The following is a 19,984-nucleotide window of genomic DNA, read 5'->3' on the forward strand; positions in this document are numbered from 1 at the left end:
CGTTAACCAGGTTGTCAGTACGATTCGATAAGTGTTATCTTGCAATGAATAACTTATGCTGTCTAATCTAATTAAAATATAGATTAATGCTGGGATTATATTAATGTTCGATCTAGGACAAGCGCGATGTTTTATGGCTGTTGCCACTGAACTGAGTTTCTCTCGTGCGGCCGAGCGGCTGCATATGACTCAACCGCCCCTCAGTCGCCAGATCCAGTTACTGGAGCGTCAGCTTGGGGTACGTTTATTTGAGCGCACCACCAGAGCGGTAACGTTAACTGCGGCGGGCCGCCGATTTTTTATCGAGGCGCAGGATTTGCTCGAACGCGCGCATGCGACCGCATTTAATGTCCGCAGAATGGCGCAAGGGGATATTGGCACCGTCACCATCAGTTTTGTTTCCAGCGCCGTGTACGATTTTTTGCCGAAAGTGATTGCCGAAGGGCGCCATAGCCATCCGGATATCGACATTTCTCTGCGGGAAATGTCGACGGCTGAACAACTGGAAGCGCTACGCCTGCGCCAGACCGATATCGGCATTGTCCGCTCTCCCCTGGGTCAGCAGGGGTTTGAAAGCGAATGTCTGGTGCGAGAGGACTTTGTCCTGGCCATACCCCGGAACCATGCGCTGGCGACATTGCCCGAGATTGCGCTCGAGCAACTTGAGGGGCAGCCGGTTATTATGTATTCGCTTTCTGCCTGGCAACCTTTTTATGAATTACTGACCGGGATGTTTCGCTCGGTGGATGTACGGCCGGAATATGTGCAATATATCAGTTCGACAATAACTATTCTGGCCCTGGTAAATACCGGCATGGCTATGGCGCTGGTCCCTGAAAGCGCCACGCGGGTGCATTTTGAAAATACGGCGTTCCGGCGTATTAAATTGCCGGCCGGGATACAAAGCGCGCTTTATCTGGTGTGGCGGGAGGACAATGATAATCCGGCGTTTCGGGTAATGCTGGCGGCGATACGCCAGTCGGTACATCCTGCGCTATTGCCTGGCGGGGGGTAATGGCTCGCTGGCAAGCCGCGAACGTATCGCGGCCAGAAGGTTAGAGCTGGAAGTCGGCGATGAAACGGTCGATCAACTGGTGGTCTTCCTGCGTCAGTACCCACCCGGGGCGGCGGCAATAATCGGTGCTTATTACGCCGCGTCGCATCAGAATGGTTTTTTCCACCTGAATGATATATTCGCAGTGGCTCATCCAGCGCTCAATATAGGGTAATAGGGCATCATGTAACGCATGCGCATGCTGTCGTTCATCATGCTGCCAATGACGATAAATACGCACATAAACCTCAGTAAATGAACAGCCGGGCATTACGCCTTTGCCGCCCGCCGCCAGCATTTGCAGCATAAACAGCCCGGCATAGCCGTTAAGCACGCTGGCCTGCGGCGCCCGAGCGAGAAACTCGCGCGTGTATTCGACCGGCGGGTTGCACTCGATTTTAAATACCGCGTGCGGATAGCGTGCGCTGACGGCGGCCAACTGGTCGGGAGTGATGGTCAGCCCGGTCTCCCCCGGGGCATACTGTACCATCACCGGAATATCTACGGCATCAAGCACGGCGAAAATATGCTCCTGAATAGCATCCGGACTGGGTTGTAGGAAAAAAGGCGGCAACAGCATTAACGCATCCGCGCCCAGTCCGGCATAATAGCGGGCTCGCTTAACCGCAACTTCGGTGCTGTGGTCGGTGACCGACACCGCTCGGTATATTGGACTGCCCGCCAATACACTGACAAAGATTTGTGCCAGGCGGTCGCGCTCCCGATCGTCGAGTTTAGGAAACTCGCTGGCAATGCCAAACAGTGTGGTACCTTGCGCGCCGCCGGCGGCGAGATGTTCGAGCAGTCGTACGAAGCTGTCTTCATCAAGTTCGCCTTGGCGGGTAAACGGCATCGCAGTGATGGGATTAACCCCGACAATATCCTGAGCAGTAAAGTGCTGAGTCATCAGTCATCCTCCCGGTCCGCCAACACTGCGCCCTGTGCCGCAGGCAGCGCCCAGCGGCGATACAGCCGCAAAAAGCCGCGCGGTACGTCTTTATTCACCGGCTGCCAGTTTTCGCGTCGCGTGGCCAGCTCGGCTTCGCCGACATGCAGCGTCAGAGTGCGTTGCGGAATATCGATTGTGATCTCATCGCCGTTTTCCACCAGCCCCAGCGCGCCGCCCTCTACTGCTTCCGGTGAAATATGGCCGACGAACAGGCCGCGGTTAGATCCGGAAAAGCGGCCATCGGTAATCAGCGCGCAGCTATCGGATAGTCCCATTCCTTCAAGCGACTTCATCGGTTTATACATTTCCGGCATACCCGGCCCGCCTTTAGGGCCTTCATAGCGTAATACCAGTACGCTGCCAGGCTTGATCCGCTCGGACATAATAGCGTCGACAGACTCTTGTTCACTGTTGAATACCACTGCCGGCCCGCGGAATACCATCAGGTTTTCCGGTACCGCCGCCGGTTTTACCACACAGCCAAGCGGTGAGAGATTACCTTGCAATACCGCGACGCCTGCTTCATTACGCACCGGAATAGCCAACGTGTGGATCACTTCCGGACGGCAGCTTGGCTTGGCGGCAGCCAGCAGTTCGGCTTTCGTTTTTCCAGCCACGGTGAGGGCATTCAGATCCATCAGTTTGCGGATTTCGTATTCCACCGCCTGTACGCCGCCCGCCTCCCAAAAATCGATCATGTCGTGCTCGGAGGCCGGGTAGAGTGATGCCACCAGCGGGACATGATGGCTTAACTTATCGAAAGCCGAAAGCGGCAGATGACCCAGCTCAGCTTCATAATGGATTGCCTGGAGATGTAAAATAGCGTTGGTGGACCCCCCCGTGGCCAGCAGATAAATCATGGCGTTACGAATCGCCGCAGGGGTGATGATCCGGCGTGCGTTCACGCCGCCTTGCACCAGTTTCACGGCCTGGCGCCCCGTTTCGACAGCGCATTCGCGCCGCGCCTGTGAAACGGCCGGCAGCGTGCTGCTGCCCGGCAGACTCATTCCCAGCACTTCGCCAATACAGCACATGGTATTCGCCGTGCCATACATGGTACAGGAACCAGGACCCGGTTCGGCGATATTCTCGATATGGGCAAATTCTTCTTCGCTGATTTCTCCTCGCTTTTTCCAGCCGATGGCTTCAGTGACAATATTTCCGTCCCAGTGTTTTCCTTTATATTCGGCCGGATACATAGGACCGCCGTTGACCATAATCGCCGGGATATCCAGTCGGGCGGCGGCCATCAGCATGGCAGGAACAATTTTATCGCAGGAACCGAGCAACACCATGCCGTCGAAACGATGGGCGCGCATCATTACTTCAATTGAAGCGGTAATCACCTCGCGGGCTGCCAGAATGAAGCGCATACCGAGATGCCCTTCAGCGATGCCATCGCAGGGAGCTATTGTCCCAAATACCATGCCGACGCCGCCGGCTTCGTCAATCCCCTCAAGCACTTTTGCCGTGAGCTCATTCAGATTAGCGTGACCCGCCGTCGCGTTGGTATAGCTGTTCACTACTGCGATTACCGGACGGCGCAGTTGTTCGTCGGTATGTCCCATGGACTTATACAACGCACGTTTCAGGGCGCCATCATCGCCTTCCAGGATAGGGTTGAAATGCGTGCCACAGTTGGCACATCCTCCACATCCACTCATAGTCACCCTCTCTTTTTAACGTTAGCGACGCGAAGTCGCGTTGATATGATGGGCAGTTTGAGGCTGCACACCGCTTTGTTCGGGTATCGTGTCGATTTTTTTCGGATTAGCCAGACGGGCCGGCAGGGTAAGGATCAGCGGGGCGCAAAGCAGCAGGAAACCCGCCAGAATGTATAAACCCGCGTCGGTACGTCCAGTGGTGTCTTTTAGCCAGCCCAGGACGGTGGGGCCGAAAAAACCGGCGAGGTTTCCCACGGAGTTGACCAGTGCGATGCCTGCCGCCGCCGCTGTGCCGGACAACAACGAGCCGGGCAGACTGATGTAAGTCGGAATGAGCGCCAAGGTGCCGGACATCGCCACGCAAATCCATAGCATCATCCAGAAAGTCGAGCCGCTGCAATAGGCGCTGAGTACCAGGCCAACGCAGCCGATCATCGCCGGTACAGCGATATGCCAGCGGCGCTCCCGTTTCAGGTCGGAGTGACGGCTGTTCCACACCATAAACACCGCGCCAAAGACATAGGGCAACGCAGCCAGTAGGCCGATGTAGACATCATCATTTACACCAGAGGTTTTGATAATCGACGGTAGCCAGAAGTTGATGCCGTAGTAACCGATATTAAAACTGAAGAACACCAGTGCCAGCAGCCAGACATAGCCATTGGAAAACATACCCTTGAGACTACTGTCCACTCTACCGCTGTTTGCCCGCTGGCGGTTGGCGGCGTCTCTCGCCAGATCATCCATGACCAGTTGCTTCTCGGCGCCGCTCAGCCATTTTGCGGACTTCACATCGTTATCGAGGTAGCGAAGCACCACGAAAGCCAACAGGAAACATGGGACGGCCTCGACCAGAAACAGCCACTGCCAATTGTGCAAACCTCCTACGCCGTCAAACAGTTTGAGGATCAGACCTGATAAGGGGCTACCGATAATGGTCGAAAGCGGCGTCACGAGAATAAACAGCCCCAGCGTGCGAGCAGAGCGCCAGGACGGAAACCATAAGGTAAGGTAGAAAACGATCCCTGGAAAGAACCCCGCTTCGGCGACGCCGAGTAAAAAGCGCACTACATAAAACTGGGTGGGCGTGGTGACAAACATCATCCCTGCCGAAAGCACCGCCCAGGTTACCATGATACGGGCGATCCATAAGCGCGGTCCAAATCGTTGCATCATCAGATTGCTGGGTAACTCAAACAAAAAGTAACCGATAAAAAAAATCCCGGCTCCCAGTCCGTATACCGTATCGCTAAAGTTAAGCGCATCCTGCATATGCAGTTTGGCGAACCCCACATTCACACGGTCCAGGTAGGCGAAGAAATAACACAGGATCAGAAAGGGGATCAGGCGTCGCGTGATTTTTACGTATACCCTGGATTCAACTGCTTGCGCAGCAGGCGTGTAGTCTAGAGTCTCATTCATTGTTGTCATCTCCAGAGAATCAAATTGAACTTGTTTCGCAATGATGGCGTCAGTGCGAATGTCGTTGTGGTTTCGCTATCCGATGGTTTTTCGCCTGCACGGCAGCGCTGTAAAAGCAGATCAGGTTGTCATTCCATGCTCTCGCGCCAGGCTTGCTGATAAGCGCACGCGCGTTCACGTAACGTCTCGTTGTCCATTCCCCCCTGATAAAGGCCGCCTCCGAGGCCAAAGCCGTTAGCTCCGGCCCGGATATAACCGCGCATTTGCGATGCGTCTGGCTCGATGCCCCCGACGGCAAGGCAGGCTACTTCAGGCGGTAGCACTGCGCGGAAAGCTTTGGTGATTGCCGGGGTAATCTGTTCAGCGGGAAATAGTTTCAGCGCGCTGGCGCCGGCATCGATTGCGCTAAATGCCTCGCTCGGGGTCATCACGCCGGGTATGCTTATCAGTCCGAGTTCGCAAGCGCGGCGAATGACTGCGGGATTACAGTTCGGGCTGATGATTAATTGCCCGCCGTATTCGGCAACCTGTTCAACTTGCTGAGGTTTCAGAACCGTCCCGGCGCCAACGTAGCCACGATTTCCTACGACATCGCGCATCAGCCGTATAGACTCCAGCGGGGTCGGGCTATTAAGCGGTATTTCAAGATAACGGAAACCACATGCCAGTAGCGTTTGGGCGGCGGCTACCGCTTGGTCAGGCGTTATGCCACGCAAAATCGCGACAAGCGGTAAAGTTTCCTTTTGCCAGCGGATAAGAAATTGTTCCGGATTCATCGTTCGGTTCCTTAAAGCAGGGTAAAGATAAGGTCGAGGCCACTGACAAAACAGTCGTCACCGTTAACAGCGAATAGATTGCGATTCATTTGGCCTGAGGCCAGTTGATAACGTTCGGTCAGAGAAGGCGAGCCGATAACCCACGACTGCTCCTGCTCCGGTAGCGACAGTAGTTCATAGCCGATTAATAAACCTGAGATATAGCTCCGGATGGCGGTCTCCGGAATATCACCAGTCAGGCGGAAGGTTCGCGCGGAAAAGATCTGGTGGGTAAAGGGCGCGCCGCATTGTGCCGTTGCAACGCCATGTACAAACGCATGTTTGCTTTCCCGCTGTTCCGGCAATGCTTTGCCGAGAATCGAATATTGACTCAGAAGCGAGAAAAGCTCGCCGGTCATAAAAGTGGAGGAGGCGGCGATCCTCTCGTTCACCATCAGTACATGTTTGCTGTGGGTGCCAGGTAATAGGACGGTATGCCCGCCGGCAGGGTGCAATGCGGCAAGCCCCAGCAGTTGGACTTCTTCACCGCGCATCACATCGGGCAGTCCATATGGGCTCATACCCCGGACGCCGGGCACGATCCACGCCGGACTGCCCCAGGGGGTGACGAACGCCAACGTCCGCGAGAGCAGTTCCCCTACACCGCAAGGCAGCGGGGTATAAGGCACATCATGCCAGCCTTGCTGTGACCCAACCATTCCGGCCATTACTATTGGCAGGGGACCATAGCGCAAAAGCCATTGGCGCAGAAGATTTTGCAAGGTTGGGGCAAATTGTTGTTTTTCCACCGATAATAGCCCACAGGCTTGGTTGATGGACTCGATATGTTCCCCTTCCCGCAGCAGAAATGCCCGGAAGTTGGTGGTGCCCCAATCGATAGCGATCCAATTTTTCTTCATATCAAGTAATACAACCGATGTCATCTTGTAATACAAGAATGATAGAAAAAAAAATACCCACAATCTGTGAGTCAGATCGGAATTACGTCAATCGCGGATCAAATAAAATGTTTTAACATCTCCGGGCGATCCTGCCAGATACGCTTCCTTGCGGCGTTAAGCAGGATTACGCGCATTTGCTGGCGGGCGTTGTCCACCTGTTTAAGACGAATGGCCTCATATAATAGGAAATGTTCGTCAACGGCGGATTTGGTTTGGCGTACGTCTTTTTCAAGCGTCTGACGGAAGGAAAGCGCCATGGCGGCGGACAAGGCATTACCTAACGCCAGAAGGAAGGGATTATGAGTGGCGCGCAATAAAGCTTGGTGGAAAGCGAGGTCCCCTTCTTCAAACAGGGCACGTTCTGCCTGCTGCTGGCCATTATGCATACGCTTGAGGGCATCTTCCAGTGATGCCAGATCGTGGCCGTTGGCATTGAGGGCGGCAAGGGTTGCTACATTGGGCTCAAATATCAGACGGGTCACCATCAATTGTTCTACCAATTGTTGGTCCACTTCTCCCTCTGCAAGCCAGCCGAGCACATCAACATCCAGCAAACTCCACTGATCGCGATTATTGACGGTGCTGCGCTTTTTCGCCTGAATTGAAACTAACCCTTTGGCCGCCAGCACCTGTAGTGCATTGCGCACGGAGGTTCGCGATACTTTATACTCGCCGGCCAGTTCGTTTTCCCCGGGTAAAGAACGTCCCGGCGCGAGATCGCCGTCAATGATTCTGCGTGCGAGATGCTGCGTTACGGATTCAGAAAGGGTTGACTGAGGGAGTTTCATTGCTGCTCTCAAACTGCGAAGACGTTATTGATGCACATAATAAGCTATGGCGATGCCATGTGGCTAATCTTCAGTGAAACATTCGCGATGCCAAAAAAATGCCTTTAATTACCTGTTCAGATTTTTTTCAGGCAACGTAATAAGCCGGTCATGGCCAATTACGTTAAGAAATTGGTCCGTTTCGCCGAAAAGCCGTTGAACCAGGACAATCTGAGGTATATCGGTGACTGCTGCTTCGAACGTTTCTACAGAGTGCCGGTCGCCTTCACGGAGGGTTACAAAGACGATTGCCCGGTAATGAAAAACCGGGTTGCCGGGATCAAGGTTGGATGATAATGCCCGCCCCTTCCAACGCACGCACCCGCCGATGGCAAGGGGAAAGGCTTAGCCCCACCCGGTCGGCCAACTACGTTAATGAAAGGCGCCCATCAGATTGTAGTTCCGCAAGAATATTGCGATCTAGCTTATCCATTTAGAATAATCTCCCTTAAAGCGCACTTCACTTAATGATGTGGCTTGGCATTAATATGCTGGTTCATCCATCCATACCCAGCGTCGGGGACGGACATGAATCCGGCTCATGGGCGCGGTGGGCCGCGAAAGTGGCCTGCGCGAGCGGTTTTAACCCGAAGGTATTCCTGCTTTTCCCGGCCCTGTTGCCTCAGTTTATCAATCCAGCCGGTTCTTGGCCGATACCTGCCCAGATCGTCGCGCTGGGACTGGTTCATCTTGTGAGTTGTGGGGCGTCCCGCCGTCCCATCCGAGATTTTATACCGCGAAAAAATGCAGCTTTTGCTGCAAAGCTAATAGTGTGCCCTTCGCACATACAACAACCACGATGCGATAATTGGAGGGGCGATAGAATAAAGCGTTGGGATCATTTCTGAATGGACTTTGTAGCGGCGATAGGCGGCGAGGGATGCGAAATGATCCGCCTTAATCCATTTCTATCGATGGTGATCAATATCTCAATTTTAAAAATTTGTTATTTGACTTTTTGCTTGTCAACCTTATAGTCATCGTCAGTTCAGTTTTTTTATACTTTTTCTACTCAATGTGAAAATTATATTTCATGAATAAAATGTAACATCCAATGGCGGCAGCTGACGTTTTTTAGGGAATAACACAAAGCTGCGGATACTTTTGGCATACCAACCGGATTATATCATTTCATTAAAATTCAGTGTGTTACATTATGAAATGTTGTCTGGTCGCGAGAGGATGGGATGAAAAAAAATAGCATTCTTTCAATTTTTGTTAGCAGATGATTACTTTTTCGAATTCACCCGTACTAGTGGTGAAGCGTGGTCATATTTTTCACATAAAAATTAATGTCCAAAATTGGATAACAATCTACAATCTGCAATTTATTTTAATATATAAAATTTTTTTAGCGAAAATGCACCCGGGTGCATGGAGTTTTTTAACAAAAGACTCAGGCGCTGTGGATTGATAAATAACATGCTTTATCGATTCAATAAAAGAGCCACACTTTTTTGTTTTGTTGCGAATTAAAATGCACCCGGGTGCAATATTTTGATTTTAATATAAAAAGGAAATCTATATGACGGAGTTTAAATATGGCGTTTTAAAAATGTTTCTCAAAAACAGGAGGGAATATGTTAATCGGTGAGAAGAAAATACCGCGTCCGCTGCGCTGGGCGATGATCGGTGGCGGACGGCTGAGCCAGGTTGGTTATAAACACCGCAGCGGCGCGCTGCGCGATAATACGGCGTTCCAACTGGTGGCGAGCGCATTCGATATCGATGCCGAACGGGGACGTGATTTCGGCGTCAATCTGGGATTGGACCCCAGCCGGTGCTATGACGACTACCAGCACTTGCTGGCGGCTGAAACCCAGCGCGATGATGGCGTGGAAGTGGTGACCGTGGCCACCCCCAATGGCACCCATTACGCCATCACCCGTGCCGCGCTGGAAGCAGGCCTGCATGTCATTTGTGAGAAACCGCTGTTTTTCACGACCAAGGAAGCGAAGGAAATCAAGGCGCTGGCGGAAGATAAAGGGCTTATCGTCGGCGTTACCTATGGTTTTTCCGGTCATCCGCTACTGATGCAGATGCGCGCCATGATTGCTCGGGGTGATATCGGTGACGTCAGAATGGTTGAACTGCAATATACGCATGGTTTTAGCGCTGATGCGGCGGCGGAGAAGAGCAGCGACGCAGCCAAATGGCGTGTCGACCCCAAGGTGTCCGGTCCCACCTTTGTCCTGGGCGACATTTCCACGCACACCTATTACATCTCGCAACTGGTAATGCCGGACTTGCATATCAAGGAACTGCTGTGCGACCGCCAGAGCTTCATTCCTTCGCGTGCGCCGCTGGAGGACAATGCCATGGTCCTCATGCACTATCACGGCGGGGCCGTGGGTAGAATGTGGGCTTCCGCGGTTAATGCGGGCTCCATGGATAGCCAGAGCATCCGTGTGATTGGTTCCAAAGCCAGCCTGGAATGGGGGGACTATAACCCCGGGGAACTCAAGTACCAGATACAGGGCCAGCCCTATCAGGTCCTGCACCATGGTATGCCCTACCTTGATGAAAGCGCCTTGGAATACGAGCGTCTGGGCGCGCTGCATACCGAAGGTCTGGCCGAATCCTGGGCGAATATCTACCTGCAATGCGCCATCGCTATCGAGGCCAAACGGACGGGCGATACGGCCGCGCTGGAAAAATTAATCTATCCCGGTATCAATGCCGGCCTGGAAGGGGTGCGCTGGATTGAAAACTGCGTGCGTTCCGCCAACAGCGGCTCCGCCTGGGTGAATTTCGAATAAGCGCTGGCGAACACGTGCTTTTGGTACTGGCCGCCGCGGACACCCTTAATTGTGGCGGAAATGAAAGCATAACAACGTCTTGTTCATTGAGAAGCCTGGCAGACTGCGGCCTGCCAGACGTAAACATGAATCATCGTAGACAGGATTGATTATGAAACTTGCACTGTGCACAGATGTTCTGGCGAATCTGTCCTTTACGGACATGCTGGATCGGGTGAAAGGTTATGGCCTTGCCGGGGTTGAGATGACCGCCGGCGGCTGGGCATCATGCCCGCATGTCAAAACCAACGAATTGTTGGAATCCCGGGACAAACTGGCGGCCTTCCGCAAGGAGCTGGATAAGCGGGACATGGAAATCGCCGCTCTGAACTGCTCCGGGAATCCGCTGGCGCCGGGCGAACTGGGGGAAAAACACACCGCGAGCAGTTATAAGACGGTCGAGCTGGCCGGCAAGCTGGGGGTGAAAAAAATCGTCATGATGAGCGGTCTGCCCGCCGGCGGGCCGGACGACACCATTCCGAATTGGATCACCTCGACGGTGTCCTGGCCGGATTACATGCCGGGGGTGATCGACTATCAGTGGAATGAAGTGGCCATTCCCTGGTGGAAGGACTTTGCCGCGCATGCCAAAGCGCATGGCGTGGAGAACATCGCGCTGGAAGAGTTCCCCAGTCAGTTGGTGTACAACCCGTCGACCTTATTACGGCTGCGCGAGGCGGTCGGCGACATTATCGGCATGAATCTGGATCCGTCACACCTCATCGCCATGGGGGCCGATCCTATCGCGGCGGCGCGCAAACTGGAAGGCGCGATTTACCATGTGCACGGCAAAGACGCGCGTATCGAAAGAGGGCTGGCCGATATTGACGGTTTGCTGGAATACCAGCCGGTGACGGCATCAAAAAACCGGACCTGGAACTATGTCGCTGTCGGCTGCGGTAAGGATTTGCTGTGGTGGAAAGAGTTTTTCTCCGTATTGAGCATGACCGGATATAACGGCTGGGTATCGCTTGAGATGGAGGATCTGACCATGTCCGTTGAGGCCGGCATAGAGACCTCGATCCAGGCGCTGCAACAAACTATCAGTCGCTAAATCCCACCGTCCAACATGATTGCGGGTTACTCCGCAATCATGTATCGCGAGGGTGATGGCTGTATGAATTCCTCAACCATCACTATCACCCACTCGATGGCATTCCGCCGGGGGAGCGCCATTAATGTATGGAGTTTGCTTTATGGAACAGTACATAACCAAGAATCCTGCATCAGGACCTAATAGCAACGCCAAAGTCAAACCATTCGTCAAAATCATCACCGCCATCGCCACATTGGGGGGGCTCCTGTTCGGTTATGACACCGGTGTGATATCGGGGGCGCTCTTGTTTATGGGGCCAGAATTGGGTCTCACGCCCGTCACCATCGGCGTGGTGACCAGTTCATTGCTGGTAGGCGCGGCAGCGGGCGCGCTTGTCGCGGGTAAATTAGCGGATAAAACCGGACGCAGAAGGATAATATTGATCCTCGCCTTTATCTTTATCATTGGCACCATGGGCTCCGCGCTGGCGCCCAATGTCACCGTCATGGTCATCTCCCGGATGATATTAGGTTTGGCGGTTGGCGGGGCGGGGAGCACCATCCCGGTTTTTATCGCCGAGATCGCGCCGGCGAATAAACGCGGGCGTCTGGTTTCCATCAATGAACTGATGATTGTGACCGGACAGTTGGTGGCGTATATCTCTAACTATGCTTTCCACGAGATTTGGGGCGGCGAAGAGACCTGGCGCTGGATGCTGGGGATCGCCACGCTGCCGGCGATTTTCCTCTGGCTGGGAATGCTGTTTATGCCGGATACGCCAAGATGGTACGCGCTGAATGGCCGTTTCGCCGACGCCCGGCGGGTGCTGGAAAAGACCCGGGCGCCGGAAGACGTCGACTGGGAGATGATGGAGATTGAGGAAACCATTTCCCAGTCGCCCCAGCATAAGGGCAGTATCCGCGATCTCAAAACGCCGTGGATGCGCAAGGTATTCCTGATAGGCATCGGGCTGGCCTTCTTTCATGCGGCGACCGCGGTAAACAGTATTATGTATTATGCGCCCACCATCCTGAAAAGCACGGGGCTGAGTACCGATGCGGCGCTATTCGCCACCATCGGCAACGGCGTGGTCGCGGTCACTATGGTAATGGTCGGCATCTGGCTGCTGGGCCACCTCGGGCGGCGAACCATGGCCGGGATTGGCCAGATTGGCAGTACCTGCTGTTTGTTTCTTATCGCCGCTATCTCCGGGTTTATGCCCGAATATATCAATGGCGAGGTCGATCTCGTGCGCAGCTATCTGGTATTGGCCGGCATGCTGCTGTTCCTGTGCTTTTTACAGGGCTTCTGGGCACCGATCATCTGGCTGATGCTGGCGGAAATGTTCCCGATTAAAATACGCGGAATATGCATGGGCGCCGCCGTATTTACGTTGTGGGGTTCGAACGTTATCGTCGCTATGTCATTCCCGATCTTGCTGAATTCGTTTGGTTTGCCGGGCGCTTTCGCTGCTTATGGCGTCGTCGGCATTATCGGTTCCATTTTTGTATTGAAATACGTGCCCGAAACCAAAGACAGAAGTCTGGAACAAATAGAACACTACCTCAAGGAAAAATACAGCGGGGAGGATGCATTAGTCGGACCCGGCGCGCGACGTACGGGTACTGAAACACCCAAAGCCACTATCGATCATTGATATGCGATGAGTGGTAATGTCAAGACCGGATCGGCGGAGTCAAGACCATACTAATGGAAGCTCCATAGCAGGCTCGCATAGCCTGCTGTGGAATGGCCTTTTAGCTGTATTTCAATCGCGGTAAAATGAGGTGCTCGCGGTGAAAGTAAAAGGCACTTGCGCCACCAATAGCAGAGAATCTATGCGGGACACTGCGTTGCGCGGCTTGGGGATAACGCCGCTGCCCAGGCGCCACGCGCGGTGACAGCGTTCATGCACTGGCTTCGCTCGCAATTTTGTAAGCTGACGCCACGTTCGGGTTTTGATTCATGGAATAATAAGCGATATTGCTATCGCCGGTCCGTAAGCGGGGCCGTTGCAATGCTACGATACAGGTTTGTGAAGTCTTTGTGTTTTGATCCTGAGATGTGAGCGTCTTAGTTTCAATTCACCGGTATACAGTGAAGCATCCTTTGTCTTATGCGGCTGCATGATACGGCTAATGGCATCCGCCACCATTTTTTTCATCGGCTGCGCATAAGTCGTGAGTTGGTATGCCGAAGCGGAAGCGAGATCGATATCGTCAAAGCCGACTATCCCAATATTGTGTAAACCGCCGAAATCGCTTAACGCATCGATGGCGCCAACGGCAATGATATCGTTTTCGCAAAACAACGCATCGATGCGTTCACCAATAGGCGTTGTTTGTAAATACGAAAGTAATGCCTCATAGCCGCTGTGTCGTTGATAATGATGAGCATATATCGTCGTAATAACCTGGCTTCCTCGTGACGATAAAGCGTCTCTATATCCTTCGAAACGCAGTAATGGCGTTGAATCATTATTTGGTCCAATCATGTAGCCAAACTTGCGGTAGCCTTCGTCATACAAGAGTTGGGCAATGTGCTGTCCCGCTTGGTAACCATCCGTGCTAACGACGGGGATGAGGGGATTATTATTATTGCGGTACAATTGCACCAGGGGTATATGATGAATATCTTGCGCCAAGGCGATAAGCTCGTCGGACAGGACAGTTCCTAAAAACAAGAGGCCATCGATTTGCAATTGATCGGCTAGCGTCATGGCCGACTCATAGCTGGATTCGGAAGTGATGTTCAGCAGCAGAGCCATATAGCCCTTGCTTTGTAGTTGCTGTGTAACTTCGTCCAATAATGCATTCAGATTCGGGTTACCCAATTGATCCACGACTATCCCGATGATATGCGAGCTTTTCTGCGATAGGCTGCGTGCCAGCAAGTTCGGGCGATAGCCGAGCTCTTTGGCCGATGCCAGCACAAGTTTACGCGTCGTAGCAGAAATGGAGGCTCCTTCGGTAAAGGCGCGGGATACCGTCCATTTCGAGACGCCGGCACGTCTTGCCACGTCGCTGGCCGTGGCTTTTTGTCGCGATCCTGGATTTTGGACTTTTTTCATCATTCTGCATTTTACTTGCGCTTAGTGCCGTACTATGCCTCAATGTTATGTTGACAACAAGATCCACGCGATTATTTAGTTTCTTTGTCGTATATATTTTTGTGATCATCAATTTAACCTTTCATATGTAAAATTATCACATTGTTTATTTTATTTGCGTATTTTAATGTGATTTCTTATTGGAGTGCTGATGAGTTCAAGATACCATAATATAATTAACTGGCTCTTCAGTTTTTATTTGAATGTACATTCCATTGCAACAATAAAATCAATAAACGTAGCGATGCCGCTCGTTTATATAACGGAAATGCAATGAATGAATATACGAACAATGGCGGTAGCTAGCGCTCACCCGATGCTTGTTGCAATGATAGCCGACAGATGTTTGATAGGCACATTTTAAAGGATAGAAAACACTAGCGCAAAAAGTATGGTTTCTATCCTTTTTGAATCAAAATTATAAACATCACCAGGACGTATACGCCGTCAGGCTGTTGTAATTATCAGTGCCAATCTGCCATAAGTCATCCTCCCAGTGCGTCGGGCTCAGTTGTTCCGGGCACCATACCCCATCATAGCCAGTGGCTCGTACCGCTTTGATCCACGCGGGGATATCAACTTCACCTTCGCCTGGCTGGTAATTACGTTGTACCCACTCATCCCATTTTTCGCCCAGGCATACCGCGCGCCCATCGCAGAAATGGATACCATAAATAAGGTTGGCATCCATGCGCGCTACTTCATCCGGCGTGGTTCTGCCGCCTGCATGCAAATGCCAAAAATCGATGACGACACCGACATTGTCGCGACCGACACGTTTGATTATTTCCAGTGCTTGGCTGAGGCTATTAAAGTGAGTGAATGCGACGACTTCAATCTGGAATTTGATCCCATAAGATTTTCCAATGTCGGCGATTTCCGTAATATTTTTAACTAAAATCCCATTCCGGGTTTCTTCATCCAAATCGTTCAGTTCCTCAAGCGCCATGATTTGGACCACCGGACAGCGTAACATCTTTGCGGCATGGCAGAACTTATGCGCTTCCTGAAGCATTGTTTCACGTTCTGCTGGTTGATAGCGGCCAATGCGTTTGAGCGCATTAATACAGCTGATCTCAATACCATACGACGTTAACAATTTCGAGAATTTTTCATACGTACCGCCATTTTCCAGATAACGAAACAGGTGCTCAGGCAGGATTTCCAGCGCATCAAACCCGCATTCTTTTGCAATCCGTAGTTGCGTCACTGCATTGCTGTACCACACAGAAACGCCATGTAGTGCTTTTTTCATTTTTAATCCTTACAGAATAATATTTGTACCAAAGTAATTATAAAAATCCATATCTTCATACGGCCATTTTTTTGGAAATAACCCTCTGATTGAAGTTATATGGTGCGGTTTCGTTTCCGTTTTCCGGTACTATAAGCTCCCTTGGAAATTTCATGAATTTTATATTCGATAATATTTATCCATATTAATATAAATGAAATATAATTTCCGTTAAGACGATCACAAATTTACCAAACCACGTAATCCCGCTGAGTATGCAACGTACGGATGGGGAAAAAATAACCGATCCTTGTATATCGCAAAAGGCGGTAAACTTGGCGGAAAGGGGGAAAATAATTGGCTAAGGCATCGTCGGCGTTACTTCACATTTTGCCATGCTTTGCATTGAGTACCGGCGTTTTCGGAAGCCCGACAGATCAATCTACTGCCCAAGAAAGTTTCATAAGCTAAACTAGAATGTGGATTTTTGTCTCAAATGGCATAAATGTATGACTAAAATCATCATGTCGTTTCCGCAGGATTATCACTTTTTAATCATTAGTAAGGTACGGGAATAAACACCTTGATTTAGCGTGCGATCACAGTTAATTAATTGAATTAAAGCTAAATTGAGTCTTTGGGTACTGCTTGCTTTAAAGAATATGCTTCTTTAAATTTAATCCTACCAGAATGGGCGGAATATCGATATCGCAGTCCCGCGGCACGTCTGATAGAATAGGTTGATTCGAAATTTTTATTCTGGTGAGAGAGATAATGACGGATACACCAACTCAATATGCATCACTGCATGACGAAATTTACAGCCGCTATGACAATTTAAGCAAACGCCTAAAACAGGTGGGTCGTTATGTGCTTGATAATCCCGATAGTGTTGCATTAGATACCATAGCCACCATTGCCGGGCATGCGAAAGTGCCTCCTTCGACTCTGATTCGTTTTGCCAGTGCGTTTGGTTTCAGTGGTTTCAATGAAATGAAACAAATCTTCCGGCAACACATTTTGGAAGGTACGCCAAATTATACTGAACGGGCAAAGCTTTATCGTCAATCATCCGAGGACGATGAGCATAAAAGTCCCGAAAGGCCCATCGAAATCCTTAAAGTGTTTACGCAGGTTAACGCCCAGGCTCTGCAGACTCTAAACTCTCAGATTCGAGAGGAGTCCCTTGATCAGGCGATTGAATTACTTAAAGCGGCGCATAACATCTACATCATCGGACTTGGGCGATCCTTCAGCGTGGCCTGCTATTTGACTTACGCATTACGCCATACCGATCGTAATGTATTTTTGATTGACGGACTTGGCGGCATGTTTACCGAGCAGTTGCGCATGGTCGGGCAAAGCGATGTCGTGGTGGCAATCAGCTTTTCCCCTTACGCTAAAGAAACGCTGGAGCTGGTGGAGCTAGGCGCTAAAAATGGCGCACAGCAGATTGCCATTACCGACAGTCAGGTGAGTCCATTGGCTGCTTTCAGCGATGTCAGTTTTGTGGTTCGAGAAGCGCAAGTTGATGGATTTCGTTCACAAGTAGCCTCCATGTGCCTGGTTCAAACGCTGGCGGTTTCCCTGGCGCTGAACAACTCAAGTCAATGACCCGTAATTTCTGTGCCGGCGAAAAAATAAAGCAGCCTGACTACAGGCTGCTCAGACTAAATAATATAAGTCTAAAATAAGGAACTCGGTTATTTCCCCCGGCGTGGATAATCCGTTGAGTTAATCCAAGCGTGGTCTTGCTCCCAGGTGAATTGCCATTTACGCACCGGGCCTGCCATGACATTCAAGTAATAGTTATCGTATCCCGCGATGGTTGCCACGGGGTGATAACCGCGGGGGACCATTACCACGTCGTGGTTATACGGTGCCACACATGAGTCCAAGCTCCGGTCATCGGTATAAACCCGCTGCATGCAGAACCCCTGCGCTGGATTGAAACGATGGTAATAGGTTTCTTCCAGATAGGTTTCCTTGCCTTCTACCGCGGTATCATGTTTATGGCTAGGATACGAGCTGGTGTCTCCTTCCTCAGTATAGACTTCGACCACCAGCAGGCTGTCCGCCGGCTTATCATCTGGAAGTATATTATGTACCAGCCGCTGGTTACGTCCCCTGCCGCGGTGTTCCACCCCAACATCCTCTGGTGAAATCAACCGCAGCGGCAGGTCGCCGGAACCCGGGGCACTGCACACAGCAAGCTCCAATTCGGTTTCGGCTGTAATCTGCGCCGCGCAGTGGTGGGGTAGATAGACCGACCAGGGCGGGGTGCGCTCGAAAGGGTTCATGCGCTTTCCGATTTTACTGAAACTGCCAGCGTCGGTATTCACTGTTGCCAGCCCGGCCACAAGTACCAGGCATCGCTCCAGGTCGTCAGCGGGAAGGTTAATTTTTTCCCCTGCCTTTAAATGCCAGACGTCAAATCCGACATAACTCCAACCGGCTTTATCTGGCGTAATATGCTGAATGTGGCCGTACTCTTGTACGGCTCGCCTACTAATGAGCGAGTCAGTCATTTTTTCCTCCTGGGATCATCCCAATGTCGGCATGCTAAACTCAGAAACAGTTTGCTGTCCGGTAGGCCAGCGGCTGGTAACCGTCTTCATCCGGGTATAAAAACGAACGCCGTCCGGGCCGTGTACATTCAGTGCGCCAAAGACGGAGCGTTTCCAACCACCGAATGAGTGAAACGCAACGGGGACGGGTACCGGGACGTTTATACCCACCATACCGGCTTCCACCGCTTGTACGAACTCACGGGCATAGTGTCCGTTTGAAGTGAATATGGCACTGCCATTGCCAAATTCATGTCCATTCACAATCTGCAGGGCGCTATCAAAATCTATTGCCCGCACAATGCCCAGCACCGGTCCAAAAATCTCTTCCCGGTAGATGGTCATCTCGGGGGTTACATTGTCAAATAGCGTCCCGCCAACGTAAAAACCGTTCGGGTGACCCGGTACTTGGTGGTTGCGTCCGTCAATCACCAGTTTGGCGCCTTCACTCACACCTTTGTCGATATAGCCCAGTACTTTTTTCTGATGTGCCTGGGATACGACCGGCCCCATCTCATTTTCTTGCTGACTTTTGTCGTCCCCCGGGCCTATGCGTAAAGCTGAGATTAGCGGCTTTAACTTGGCGATAAGATGTTCCGCCGTATTATCACCCACGGCGACAACTAGCGGCAGGGCCATGCAGCGTTCACCCGCCGAGCCAAATGCGCCGCCCATAATGGCATTTACGGTAGCATCTAAGTCCGCATCTGGCATAACGATGGCATGGTTTTTGGCCGCGCCGAAGGCCTGGACTCGTTTTCCATTGGCGCTGGCCGTTTTATAGACATGTTCGGCTACGCCGGAGGAACCAACAAAACTCACCGCCTTGATTCGCGGATCGGTTGTTAACAGGCTGGCCACTTCATTGCCGCAATGTACGACGTTAAATACGCCATCCGGTAAACCCGCGTCTTTCAGCAACTGAGCCAAGCGTACCGATGCCGATGGGACTGGGGCAGGGGGTTTTAATATAAACGTGTTGCCGCATGCCAGCGCGATGGGGAACATCCACATCGGCACCATGGCCGGGAAGTTGAACGGGGTTATCCCTGCCACTATGCCCAAGGGTTGCATGATTGAAAAGCAGTCAACCCCGGTGCCGACATTGGCGGAATATTCTCCCTTGATGAGATGTGGGATGCCGCACGCAAACTCCACGACCTCGATTCCCCTGGTTAACTCGCCCAGGGCATCGGAAACGACCTTCCCATGTTCACTGGAAATCAGCTCAGCCAGCTCCTGGCGATGCTGTTCAAGCAGTTCCTTGAATTTAAATAGGATGCGGGCGCGGCGGAGGGGGGGAGTGGCTGCCCAGGCGGGAAATGCCGTGTGGGCAGAGGTAATCGCACTCAGCATTTCGTCTTGGGTACTCTGGGTAACCTGGCGGGTCACCTCACCGGTAGCTGGATTGGTGACAGGTAATGAGTCGGTGCTACTACTCAGCGCGATGGTACCGTTAATGAAATTACCAACTATTTCCATATAAATAACCTTATGTTTGATCTTACTAGACACTGGACAGGCACCGGTGTGGATAGCCTTATGTTTACATTACATTCTATTATGCGAATTAAAAATTTCAATGATAATTTTATGGAATTATAATT

Annotated in this window: 15 protein-coding genes and 1 pseudogene; 5 read left to right on the forward strand and 11 right to left on the reverse strand. The window is 51.6% G+C overall.

Features of this window, described 5'->3' with window-relative positions; genetic code table 11:
• Window positions 1-103 precede the first annotated feature (103 nt).
• Window positions 104-1,015, forward strand: a complete 912-nt coding sequence (locus ACL2XP_RS09165; protein WP_413738459.1) for a LysR family transcriptional regulator — start codon at window positions 104-106, stop codon at window positions 1,013-1,015.
• A 40-nt stretch (window positions 1,016-1,055) separates the two neighbouring features.
• Here ACL2XP_RS09165 and ACL2XP_RS09170 read toward each other — a convergent pair whose 3' ends face one another.
• The 7 genes and pseudogenes from ACL2XP_RS09170 to ACL2XP_RS09200 all read right to left on the reverse strand — a co-directional run.
• Window positions 1,056-1,961 carry a dihydrodipicolinate synthase family protein gene (locus ACL2XP_RS09170; RefSeq protein WP_413738461.1) on the reverse strand — a complete coding sequence of 302 codons (906 nt, stop codon included), beginning with the start codon at window positions 1,959-1,961 and terminating at the stop codon, window positions 1,056-1,058.
• The gene (ilvD, locus tag ACL2XP_RS09175; protein WP_413738462.1) at window positions 1,961-3,667 is read right to left on the reverse strand and encodes a dihydroxy-acid dehydratase; all 1,707 of its coding nucleotides are present in this window, start codon (window positions 3,665-3,667) and stop codon (window positions 1,961-1,963) included. The genes ACL2XP_RS09170 and ilvD overlap by 1 nt, the downstream gene beginning before the upstream one ends.
• 21 nt (window positions 3,668-3,688) lie before the next feature.
• Complete coding sequence (locus ACL2XP_RS09180) at window positions 3,689-5,089, reverse strand: MFS transporter (protein WP_413738464.1); 1,401 nt, start codon at window positions 5,087-5,089, stop codon at window positions 3,689-3,691.
• Window positions 5,090-5,217: 128 nt separating this feature from the next.
• A complete protein-coding gene (locus ACL2XP_RS09185) occupies window positions 5,218-5,865 on the reverse strand; it encodes a 2-dehydro-3-deoxy-6-phosphogalactonate aldolase (RefSeq protein WP_413738465.1) in 648 nt (215 codons plus the stop codon).
• 11 nt (window positions 5,866-5,876) lie between these two features.
• A complete protein-coding gene (locus ACL2XP_RS09190) occupies window positions 5,877-6,788 on the reverse strand; it encodes a 2-dehydro-3-deoxygalactonokinase (protein WP_413738466.1) in 912 nt (303 codons plus the stop codon).
• Between the two features lie 74 nt (window positions 6,789-6,862).
• Window positions 6,863-7,594: a FadR/GntR family transcriptional regulator gene (locus ACL2XP_RS09195; RefSeq protein ID WP_413738468.1), complete on the reverse strand. Its 732-nt coding sequence runs from the start codon at window positions 7,592-7,594 to the stop codon at window positions 6,863-6,865.
• A gap of 147 nt (window positions 7,595-7,741) precedes the next feature.
• Window positions 7,742-8,066 (reverse strand): annotated as a pseudogene (locus tag ACL2XP_RS09200) (Lrp/AsnC family transcriptional regulator); the annotation flags it as partial.
• Between the two features lie 1,147 nt (window positions 8,067-9,213).
• Here ACL2XP_RS09200 and ACL2XP_RS09205 point away from each other — a divergent pair.
• The 3 genes from ACL2XP_RS09205 to ACL2XP_RS09215 all read left to right on the forward strand — a co-directional run bounded on the left by ACL2XP_RS09205 (window position 9,214) and on the right by ACL2XP_RS09215 (window position 13,124).
• Window positions 9,214-10,392 carry a Gfo/Idh/MocA family protein gene (locus ACL2XP_RS09205; protein WP_413738469.1) on the forward strand — a complete coding sequence of 393 codons (1,179 nt, stop codon included), beginning with the start codon at window positions 9,214-9,216 and terminating at the stop codon, window positions 10,390-10,392.
• A 151-nt stretch (window positions 10,393-10,543) separates the two neighbouring features.
• Window positions 10,544-11,485 (forward strand): sugar phosphate isomerase/epimerase family protein, encoded by a 942-nt coding sequence (locus tag ACL2XP_RS09210; RefSeq protein ID WP_413738470.1) that lies wholly within the window; start codon window positions 10,544-10,546, stop codon window positions 11,483-11,485.
• A 142-nt stretch (window positions 11,486-11,627) separates the two neighbouring features.
• The gene (locus ACL2XP_RS09215) at window positions 11,628-13,124 is read left to right on the forward strand and encodes a sugar porter family MFS transporter (RefSeq protein ID WP_413738471.1); all 1,497 of its coding nucleotides are present in this window, start codon (window positions 11,628-11,630) and stop codon (window positions 13,122-13,124) included.
• Between the two features lie 363 nt (window positions 13,125-13,487).
• Here the strand turns inward: ACL2XP_RS09215 and ACL2XP_RS09220 are convergent, their stop codons facing one another.
• Window positions 13,488-14,540 (reverse strand): LacI family DNA-binding transcriptional regulator, encoded by a 1,053-nt coding sequence (locus ACL2XP_RS09220; RefSeq protein ID WP_413738472.1) that lies wholly within the window; start codon window positions 14,538-14,540, stop codon window positions 13,488-13,490.
• 463 nt (window positions 14,541-15,003) lie between these two features.
• Window positions 15,004-15,831, reverse strand: a complete 828-nt coding sequence (locus ACL2XP_RS09225; RefSeq protein WP_413738473.1) for a sugar phosphate isomerase/epimerase family protein — start codon at window positions 15,829-15,831, stop codon at window positions 15,004-15,006.
• 753 nt (window positions 15,832-16,584) lie between these two features.
• Between ACL2XP_RS09225 and ACL2XP_RS09230 the strand changes: the two genes are divergently transcribed.
• Window positions 16,585-17,424 (forward strand): MurR/RpiR family transcriptional regulator, encoded by an 840-nt coding sequence (locus tag ACL2XP_RS09230; RefSeq protein WP_413738474.1) that lies wholly within the window; start codon window positions 16,585-16,587, stop codon window positions 17,422-17,424.
• 89 nt (window positions 17,425-17,513) lie between these two features.
• Here the strand turns inward: ACL2XP_RS09230 and iolB are convergent, their stop codons facing one another.
• Window positions 17,514-18,338: a 5-deoxy-glucuronate isomerase gene (gene iolB / locus ACL2XP_RS09235; protein WP_413738475.1), complete on the reverse strand. Its 825-nt coding sequence runs from the start codon at window positions 18,336-18,338 to the stop codon at window positions 17,514-17,516.
• Between the two features lie 15 nt (window positions 18,339-18,353).
• Window positions 18,354-19,859: a CoA-acylating methylmalonate-semialdehyde dehydrogenase gene (locus ACL2XP_RS09240; RefSeq protein ID WP_413738476.1), complete on the reverse strand. Its 1,506-nt coding sequence runs from the start codon at window positions 19,857-19,859 to the stop codon at window positions 18,354-18,356.
• Window positions 19,860-19,984: the final 125 nt, after the last annotated feature.

Source organism: Sodalis sp. RH21, assembly GCF_047324175.1.
GTDB lineage: Bacteria > Pseudomonadota > Gammaproteobacteria > Enterobacterales > Enterobacteriaceae > Acerihabitans.